This window comes from uncultured Rhodococcus sp. (genome assembly GCF_963525155.1).
In the GTDB taxonomy this organism is placed as follows: Bacteria; Actinomycetota; Actinomycetes; order Mycobacteriales; family Mycobacteriaceae; genus Rhodococcus_F; species Rhodococcus_F qingshengii.
The window spans coordinates 1-8,100 of the sequence record NZ_CAURKP010000215.1; the positions used below are offsets into that span (position 1 = coordinate 1).

The 8,100-nt window shown below is 62.1% G+C and carries 9 protein-coding genes; 7 read left to right on the top strand and 2 right to left on the bottom strand.

Annotation, left to right across the window (positions count from 1 at the left end; translation table 11 throughout):
• The 4 genes from RWT78_RS26015 to RWT78_RS26030 all read left to right on the top strand — a co-directional run.
• Positions 1-1,171: fatty acid--CoA ligase family protein (locus RWT78_RS26015; RefSeq protein WP_314681886.1), on the top strand; the 1,171-nt coding region annotated here is incomplete at its 5' end.
• Positions 1,168-1,569, top strand: a complete 402-nt coding sequence (locus tag RWT78_RS26020; RefSeq protein WP_054825548.1) for a nuclear transport factor 2 family protein — start codon at positions 1,168-1,170, stop codon at positions 1,567-1,569. The genes RWT78_RS26015 and RWT78_RS26020, both read left to right, overlap by 4 nt.
• A gap of 61 nt (positions 1,570-1,630) precedes the next feature.
• Positions 1,631-2,584, top strand: a complete 954-nt coding sequence (locus RWT78_RS26025) for an LLM class F420-dependent oxidoreductase (RefSeq protein WP_269764114.1) — start codon at positions 1,631-1,633, stop codon at positions 2,582-2,584.
• A gap of 65 nt (positions 2,585-2,649) precedes the next feature.
• Complete coding sequence (locus tag RWT78_RS26030; protein ID WP_314681891.1) at positions 2,650-3,450, top strand: crotonase/enoyl-CoA hydratase family protein; 801 nt, start codon at positions 2,650-2,652, stop codon at positions 3,448-3,450.
• 46 nt (positions 3,451-3,496) lie between these two features.
• Here the strand turns inward: RWT78_RS26030 and RWT78_RS26035 are convergent, their stop codons facing one another.
• Positions 3,497-4,798: an MFS transporter gene (locus RWT78_RS26035; protein ID WP_003946408.1), complete on the bottom strand. Its 1,302-nt coding sequence runs from the start codon at positions 4,796-4,798 to the stop codon at positions 3,497-3,499.
• Positions 4,799-5,065: 267 nt separating this feature from the next.
• The gene (locus RWT78_RS26040) at positions 5,066-6,253 is read right to left on the bottom strand and encodes an ROK family transcriptional regulator (RefSeq protein ID WP_003946405.1); all 1,188 of its coding nucleotides are present in this window, start codon (positions 6,251-6,253) and stop codon (positions 5,066-5,068) included.
• Positions 6,254-6,447: 194 nt separating this feature from the next.
• Here RWT78_RS26040 and RWT78_RS26045 point away from each other — a divergent pair, with 194 nt between their 5' ends.
• From RWT78_RS26045 to RWT78_RS26055, 3 genes are all read left to right on the top strand, one after another.
• On the top strand, positions 6,448-6,678 hold the full coding sequence (locus tag RWT78_RS26045; RefSeq protein ID WP_054831666.1) for a DUF3263 domain-containing protein: 231 nt from the start codon (positions 6,448-6,450) through the stop codon (positions 6,676-6,678).
• 84 nt (positions 6,679-6,762) lie between these two features.
• Positions 6,763-7,080 carry a WhiB family transcriptional regulator gene (locus RWT78_RS26050; RefSeq protein WP_003946343.1) on the top strand — a complete coding sequence of 106 codons (318 nt, stop codon included), beginning with the start codon at positions 6,763-6,765 and terminating at the stop codon, positions 7,078-7,080.
• Between the two features lie 24 nt (positions 7,081-7,104).
• The coding region (locus RWT78_RS26055) for an FGGY family carbohydrate kinase (protein WP_314681897.1) at positions 7,105-8,100 on the top strand (996 nt) is incomplete at its 3' end.

The following is an 8,100-nucleotide window of genomic DNA, read 5'->3' on the forward strand; positions in this document are numbered from 1 at the left end:
GCTGAGTCCTCGGGCGGCCACCGAAACACAGCGCAGTGAATTGGATGTCCGAATCACCGAAGATCCCAACGACCCCAACGATGCGATGACGATCTGTTGGACCTCCGGGACCGAAAGCGAACCGAAGGGGGTCCCACGTTCGCACTACGAGTGGCTGGCCATCTGCTGGGCCACGATCGACGCTCCCGACATCGTCGTCGGCGACGTCTTGTTGAACCCGTTCCCGATGGTCAACATGGCCGGAATCAACGGAATGTTCCTGCCGTGGCTCCGCACGGGATGTGTACTGGTACAGCACCACCCGTTCGATCTTCGAGTTTTCCTCGGGCAGATCGAGGCCGAGCGCGTGACGTACACGGTAGCGCCGCCTGCGCTGTTGTGGATGCTGCTCGCCGACGAGTCGATGCTCGCGGCGGTCGACCTGTCGAGCTTGACTCGGATCGGTTCGGGTTCGGTGCCACTGCAACCTCCGATGGTCCGGGGATGGCAGGAGCGATACGGAATCGGAGTCATCAACTTCTTCGGATCCAACGAAGGCATCAGTCTGCTCTCCTCGCCTGCGGACATGCCGGATCCGGACGACCGCGCACGGTACTTCCCCCGCTTCGGTGTCGAGAACTTTCGCTGGAGCACCAGAATCTCCGACTGGATGGACGTGCGCTTGGTCGACGTGGTCACCGGCGAGGACATCACCGAAGTCGGGCACCCGGGTGAGTTGCGAATCAGCGGACCGACGGTCTTTGCCGGCTATCTCGGCGATCGGCCGTCTCCGTTCGACGAGCGCGGATTCCTCTGCACCGGAGACATCTTCGAGATTGCCGGTGATCACGGACAATTCCTACGCTACCTGGATCGAGGCAAGGACCTGGTGATCCGCGGTGGAATGAACATCGCCCCAGCCGAACTGGAGGGATTGATCGCCGAGCATCCGGCCGTTGCGGATGTGGCCGTCATCGGCGACCCCGACGAAGTACTCGGTGAGCGCGTCGCAGCAGTGGTGACACTTCGACCCGAGACGGAACTCGAACTCGATGCTCTGGTTGCGTTCCTGAAGGACAAGCGCATCGCGTCGTACAAACTTCCCGAGCGGCTGGAGATTCGGAAAGAACTGCCGCGCAATTCGACCGGAAAGATACTCAAGCGTGAGCTTCGACAGAAGAGTGTGGCATGAGTGTGATGAACGACAGTGACAAGCTTGCGTTGGCGCGTGAGATGTTCCAGGCGTGGGACGTCATGGACTGGACACGCGTCGTCGACTTGTTCGCCGAGGACGGTGTGCTCCACAGTGTCATGCAGGAACCTCTTGTCGGCAAGGAGGCCGTTGCGGGCCGAATTGCGTTACTGGCAAGCAAGTGTGAACGGATCACACTGAAGATCGAGTCTCTCGGCGTGATCGACGGAAGGGTATTTGTGCAGCGAGTGGACGACTTCCACTTCGACGGTACCCATGGCGTCGTTCCTGTTGTCGGAATCCTCAGCATGGCAGACGGACGGATCACCGAGTGGCTCGAGTACTACGACCGTCCGACACTGTTGAAGGGAATGGGTCTTGTCTCCGATTTCGAATAGCGGGATTTCGAATAGCGGGATTTCGAATAGCCGACTGCCGACGATCGATATCTCCCTGGGCTTGTGGCAGGACCGTCCGCCGCAGGAGGTGACCGCTACTGCACGCCTCGCCGACAAACTCGGGTTCGGTCGAGTGTGGGTGGGGGAGATGGCGACGTACGACGCCTTTGCTCTGGCGACGTCAGTCGGCACCGGATTCGAGCACTCCGAACTAGTGGTCGGCCCGCTCGCGGTGACGGTTCGTGATCCGGCGATGATCGCGATCGGGGCAGCGTCGGTATCCGACCTGACCGGGCGTGACGTATCGATCGCGTTGGGTACTTCCAGCACTGTCGTGGTCGAGAAATGGCATGGGCGAAGCAGATCCGGGGCGGCACGTGCACTTGCGGAGTCCGCCCGCGGTGTGCGAGCGCTGATGAACGGTGAACGGGGCGAAGTCGCCGGAACGGTGATGCGGACCAGCGGATATCGGCTGCGACTTCAGCCGCCAGGTGGGCGGCTGATCGTTGCGGCATTCGGAGACAAGGCTCTTCGGGCCGCCGTGGAGTTGGGTGACGAACTGGTGCTCAATCTGGTGAGTGCGGAGCAGGCCGGTCGTCTGATCACACGGTGCAAGGAGATCGCGGCTGAGACGGAAACGGTGATGCCCCAGGTGTCGGTGTGGGCGCCGGCGGCCGTGGCAACCGAAGGCCCAACTCAGATGTCGATCGATCAACTCAGACGTGGACTCGTGCCGTATCTCGCTGCCCCCGGATACTCGGACATGTTCGTCCGCGCAGGCTTCGCGGACGTGATCGAGGCAGCCAGGGCCGGGACCGCGCCTCGAGAGCTCTCGAGTCAGGTCTCCGACGCCATGGTGGCGGCGGTGGGAATCGTGGGAACTGCGGCCGATGCTCGCGCGCAACTCGAGGCGTACCGAGCGGCGGGTGTGGACACCGTCGTGGCCGTACCGTCATCCACTGATTCGGACCCGGCCGGGCAAGAGACCATGGAACTTCTTGCCGAGATGGCATGACGAATCCCCGGGGAACTTACTCTCAGGTAAGTTCGTCGGGGATATGTCGAATCGGAGGAGTTGCCGTGAGTGATCGTGTTCGTGTCGAGGTAGTGCAGTCGGTGGCGTACGTGACGCTGAACCGACCGGAGAAACTCAACGGTCTCGATCTGAACATGCTCGACGCGCTGGTGAATGCCGCTCGAACGATCGAAACCGATCGTTCGATTCGGGGCGTGGTTCTGCAAGGCGCGGGTGACGCATTCTCTGCCGGGTTGGACTTCGCTTCTGCGGGCAAGCAGCCGAGGCGGATGGCAAAGGCCTTCGCGAAGTTTCCCGGTCAGAAGACCAACCTCTTCCAACGCGCGTGCTGGGTGTGGCGCGAATTGCCCGTGCCGGTCATCGCGGTCGTTCACGGGCACTGCTTCGGCGGGGGACTGCAATTGGCGCTCGCCGCAGACTTTCGATTCACCACCCCCGATTGCACGTTCTCGGTGATGGAGGCGAAGTGGGGATTGATCCCCGACATGACCGGAACGGTCACGATGCGCGAACTCGCGGCAATGGACGTCGTGAAACGCCTCGCCATGACTGCTGAACTGTTCGACGGAAATCAGGCTCTCGAGTGGGGGTTCGTGAGCGGAGTCAGCGACAATCCGATCAAGCCGGCACAGGAACTGCTGTCGCAGATCGCGGTTCGCTCGCCGGACGCCGTCGCAGCGACGAAGTCGTTGCTGCACAAGACCTGGAACCGCTCGCCTCGCGGCGCGTTCTGGATCGAATCGCGGATCCAACTGGCGCTGATGCGAGGCAAGAACCACAAGATCGTGCGTACAGCGAATGCTGCGAAGAAGTTGCCGGAGTTCGCCATTCGAAAGTTCGGCTGACAAACTCCGGCATCGCGACGCCGTTGGGCGTCCACATTCAGGTCGATCACACCATCAGGTCTCGTCCTGATCGATCCTTGATGAGCATCGTGGCGACGAACGAGACCGCGGCCAGCAGGGCGAGGTAGATCGAGATGGCAAGGGTGCCACCGGTCTTGCCGAGAAGCCACTGTGCGACGGTGGGAGCAAAGGCGCCGCCGAAGATGGTGCCTACCGCGTAGGAGATCGACGCACCGCTGTAACGGATCGAAGCCGGGAACAGTTCGGCGAACAACGCGGGTTGAGGTCCGTACGACAGCCCGAGTCCGACCGAGAACAGGATCATCGCCACGTAGATCCAGCCGAGATTCCCGGTGTCGACGAGGAGGAAGAACGGCACCGCGAAGAGGACCATTGCGAGGTTGCCCACGTTCATCACCGTGGTGCGGCCGCGTCGATCCGACCAGTAGGCGCCGATCATGGTGAAAACGCCCCACGTGACGGCACTTGCGAGCGTGGCAATCAGTAGTTCGGTCTTACCCAGGCCATAGGTCTTGGTTGCGTACGCGACGATGAATCCGCCGATCACCATGTAGCCGTTGCCGTTTGTGCCGATGAAGGACAGCGCCGCGAGTACGACCTTCTTCGGGTGTTTCTTGAACAGCGTTCGGATAGGCGTGTTGCTCTCGGTGCGGCGTTCCTTGAGTTCGGCGAATACGGGTGACTCGCTGACCTTGCTTCGAATGTAGAAGCCGACGCCGATCAACACGACGCTGAGCAGGAACGGCACTCGCCATCCCCAGGTGGTGAACTGTTCGTCCGTGAGGGTGAACGTGCACAGTGCCAAAACGCCGGTGGCGAGCAACATTCCGAGCGGTACTCCCATCTGTACGAACGCTCCGAAGAATCCTCGACGCTTGGTGGGTGCGTGTTCGACGGCAAGAAGAGCGGCCCCGCCCCATTCGCCGCCCGTCGAGAATCCTTGGACGACGCGAAGCAGGATCAACAGGATCGGTGCCCAGATTCCGATCGATGCATACGTCGGCAGCACGCCGATGAGAACCGTCGCGGCACCCATCATCGCCAACGTCGCGACCAGGACACGTTTGCGGCCGAGCCTGTCGCCGAGATAGCCGGCCACGATGGCACCGAGAGGACGGAAGACAAAGCTGATGCCGACCGTGACGTAGGAGACGATCTGGCCGGCCGAGCCCATCGGCTTGAAGAACAGGTCGGCAAAGATCAGGGCTGCAGCTTGGGCGTAGATGAAGAAGTCGTACCACTCGACGGTGGTGCCGACCATCGACGCCATCGCGGCGCGGTCGTATTCCTTCGCGGCGGGCTTGGTGCCAGTTCTGGTTGTGGTCATCGAGCTACTTTCTGCCAGTCACGTGGTTCACCGACACGGTGAAACTGCGAAGTCGGAACAGGGGAGAAACGCTGTTCGATCTGCGACGTTGCCGGTGTGCTCGGTGCATGCTTTTGGCTGACTCGGAGCGTTCCTGCGCGATCTCATCGTCGATATCGGCAACCGAATGATCGGTAGGTAATGAATTATGCAGAAGTGTGAGCGTCAACACAAGCGATGCCGGAAAAGTCTGATTGTTTGATGCGGAGCGTGCGAGAAGTCAGCGACTCACGTGTGGAGTGACGCCGCGATCCGCAGATCGATTTCCCTGGCGCTGAGCAGATGGTCGAGGACGAGAACCGCACAACCGAGGATGCCGGATTGTGCGCCGTGGCTGACCGAAGCGATCTGAAGCTTTCGGGTGGCAAGCGCCGTTGCGTTGCCGTAGACGGACTCCCGAAGCCCGGCGAGGAAGAGTTCGTCCGCCTCGGCCATGTCGCCGCCGATGATCAGGACCTCGGGATTGAGGAGATTGACCGCGCCGGAAATGACGTCGCCGATCAGTCGGCCGCTGCTTCTGATGAGCCGGCGGGCTTCGCTGTCGCCGTCCAGGGCGAGGCGGACGACATCACGCACGTGACCGACGCTTCGGCCCTGATCTCGGAGGGCGTGCACGAGAGCCCAACCGCTGGCGACAGTTTCGACGCAGCCGACGTCGCCGCAGCGACACTTCATGCCCCGCGCTGCAGCGGTTTTGGTGTGCCCGATCTCGCCGGACGCTCCGAGTGAACCGCGTTGGAGGACTCCGCCCATGACGATTCCCGCGCCGAGGCCGGTTGACGCCTTGATCATCAGGAGGTTGGGCGCACTCTCGCGTCGCTCGCTCAATTCGGCCAGAGCCATCACGTTGGCATCGTTGTCCGCGAACAGCGGAGCCGTGGTCACCGATGCCAGATAGGGGGCAAGCGCGACTCCGTCCCACCCCGCCATCATCGGAGAGTCGAGGCTTGCTCCCGCGGCGACGTCGACCGTTCCGGGAATGCTCAGCCCGATTCCGATGACCTCGGTAGACGCGCGGTGGACCTGGGCCAGTAGTGACGAAAGATGCTCGGCAATTTCGGGCATCAGTTCGTCGGGGCCGACCCCGACCGACTTGTCGATGTCTTCTGCCGCGAGGATCGTGCCCGCCAGGTCGGTGACGGCAAGTTGTGCCCGCGATCGACCGATTGCCACGACGAGAACCACGCCGGACGAGTTCGCGAAGGTGAGAGTGGACGGCGGCCGGCCGCCCGTCGACGGGCCCTCGTCGTCATCGGCGATCAAACCAAGCGATTGAAGTGCTGCAACCCTGGCCGATACCGCCGTCCTGGACAGGCCGGTGAGCTTCCCGATCTCGCTGCGCGTGGTCGCGGAACCGCTGCGTATCAGCGTGAATACCTCTCCCGCGGTAGCCGGAGTCGTGGACGGTCGGGTCATTGTCCTATTCAAGCATTCCTCGTCGGTAACTTCAGCGTGCGAAAGTTCGCATACTTTGTCCACAAAAAGACGTAAGTAGGTCTTGTGAAAAAGCAGAAGTAGGCATAGTCTGTGTCTTGACTCACTGCCACGGGCGTCCGAGGAGACGAGTCGCAGTTTCTGTGAAGCAGGGCGCACAAACAGGGGAGAACCTGATGAGCCGCACCGATACACAAGAGATCGTCGAGTTCGCACGTAAGTGGCAGCAGTTCGACGGTGGACCTGACGAAGAGATCTTTGTAACCTTCGGCCTCGCCCCGGACGAGTATTTCCGCAGGCTGCAGGCAATTCTCGACGACGGCGTCGTAGCGCTGACTCCGCCGGTCACCGGCGAACTCGCAACGCTCTGTGCCCATCGACTCGGTCGATCGGCCAGGCGTCGATAGCTCCGACCCGGCGTAAGCCGCGAGTCACCCGAATCCGTGTCACCCGAATCCGTGTCACCCGAGTAAGGAATTGAGGTCGCCATCATGCACAAGCACCTTCCGATGCCGTACCCGACCGCCGAAGTGTGGGACTGGCAGCTGCAGGGAGCGTGCCGCGGGCACGATTCCGCGGTGTACTTCCATCCGGACGGCGAGCGTGGACACGCCCGCGAGAACCGTGAACGCAACGCCAAGAAGGTCTGCGCGACGTGCCCTGTACTCCAGCAGTGCCGCGAACACGCACTCTCCGTCCACGAGCCGTACGGCATCTGGGGTGGAATGACGGAGACCGAGCGCGCAGAATATGTGCGATCGCTGCGTAAGCGCAGCAACCGGATGCCCGCGGTCGCCAACGCGAGCTGACGGTCCTTCGGAAAGGACGCCAGTGTGACCCTCGTAGCCGGTATCGATTCGTCTACCCAGTCGTGCAAAGTCATTGTCCGTGATGCCGATTCGGGAGAGCTGGTACGAGAAGGGCGGGCGGCGCATCCCGTCGGTACCGAGATAGATCCGGCATGCTGGCTCGAGGCGATGGACAGTGCAATCGCCGCAGCGGGTGGGCTCGGCGACGTCGCAGCCGTATCGGTCGGAGCTCAACAGCACGGCATGGTGTGTCTGGACAGTGGCGGCGAGGTCGTCAGACCGGCGTTGCTGTGGAACGACACTCGGTCGGCGAAGGCTGCGACCGATCTGGTCGAAGAGCTCGGCGGACCCAAGGCGTGGGCCGACGCAGTTGGTGTAGTTCCGGTCGCCGCGGTCACGGCAAGCAAGCTTCGATGGCTGGCAGATCACGAACCCGGCAACGCCGATCGCACTGCCGCGGTGTGTCTTCCGCATGACTGGTTGTCCTGGAAGTTGGGTGGGTCCGGCTCGATCGAGGAGCTTGCCACCGACGCGGGCGACGCCAGTGGAACCGGCTATTATGCTGCCTCGACGCGCGAATATCGTAAAGATTTGCTGGCGTTGGCATTTCGCGGTCGAACCCCGCATGTTCCCCGAGTTGCATCGCCGAACGAAAAGATCGGAAGTACACGTTCCGGAGGTATTGTCGGGCCTGGCACCGGTGACAATGCCGCAGCCGCACTGGGTTTGGGGGCAGTTCCCGGTGACGTGATCATCTCGATCGGAACATCCGGCGTCGTCTCGGCTGTATCGGCCACCCCCACGCATGATCCCGGCGGGAACGTGGCAGGATTCGCGGACGCAACCGGCCTGCACTTGCCGCTGGTGTGCACTCTCAACGGCGCGCGCATTCTTGATGCGACGGCGTCCATTCTCGGTGTCGATCACGCCGAACTGTCGCGGTTGGCGTTGACGGCGCCCCTCGGAAACGACGGGCTGGTCATGATTCCGTACTTCGAGGGTGAACGGACGCCCAACCGC

Bases quoted from the DNA above. Each gene is read 5' to 3' on its own strand.
- RWT78_RS26040 (WP_003946405.1), bottom strand. From the start codon at position 6,253: ATGACCCGACCGTCCACGACTCCGGCTACCGCGGGAGAGGTATTCACG.
- RWT78_RS26020 (WP_054825548.1), top strand. From the start codon at position 1,168: ATGAGTGTGATGAACGACAGTGACAAGCTTGCGTTGGCGCGTGAGATG.
- RWT78_RS26045 (WP_054831666.1), top strand. From the start codon at position 6,448: ATGAGCCGCACCGATACACAAGAGATCGTCGAGTTCGCACGTAAGTGG.
- RWT78_RS26050 (WP_003946343.1), top strand. From the start codon at position 6,763: ATGCACAAGCACCTTCCGATGCCGTACCCGACCGCCGAAGTGTGGGAC.
- RWT78_RS26035 (WP_003946408.1), bottom strand. From the start codon at position 4,798: ATGACCACAACCAGAACTGGCACCAAGCCCGCCGCGAAGGAATACGAC.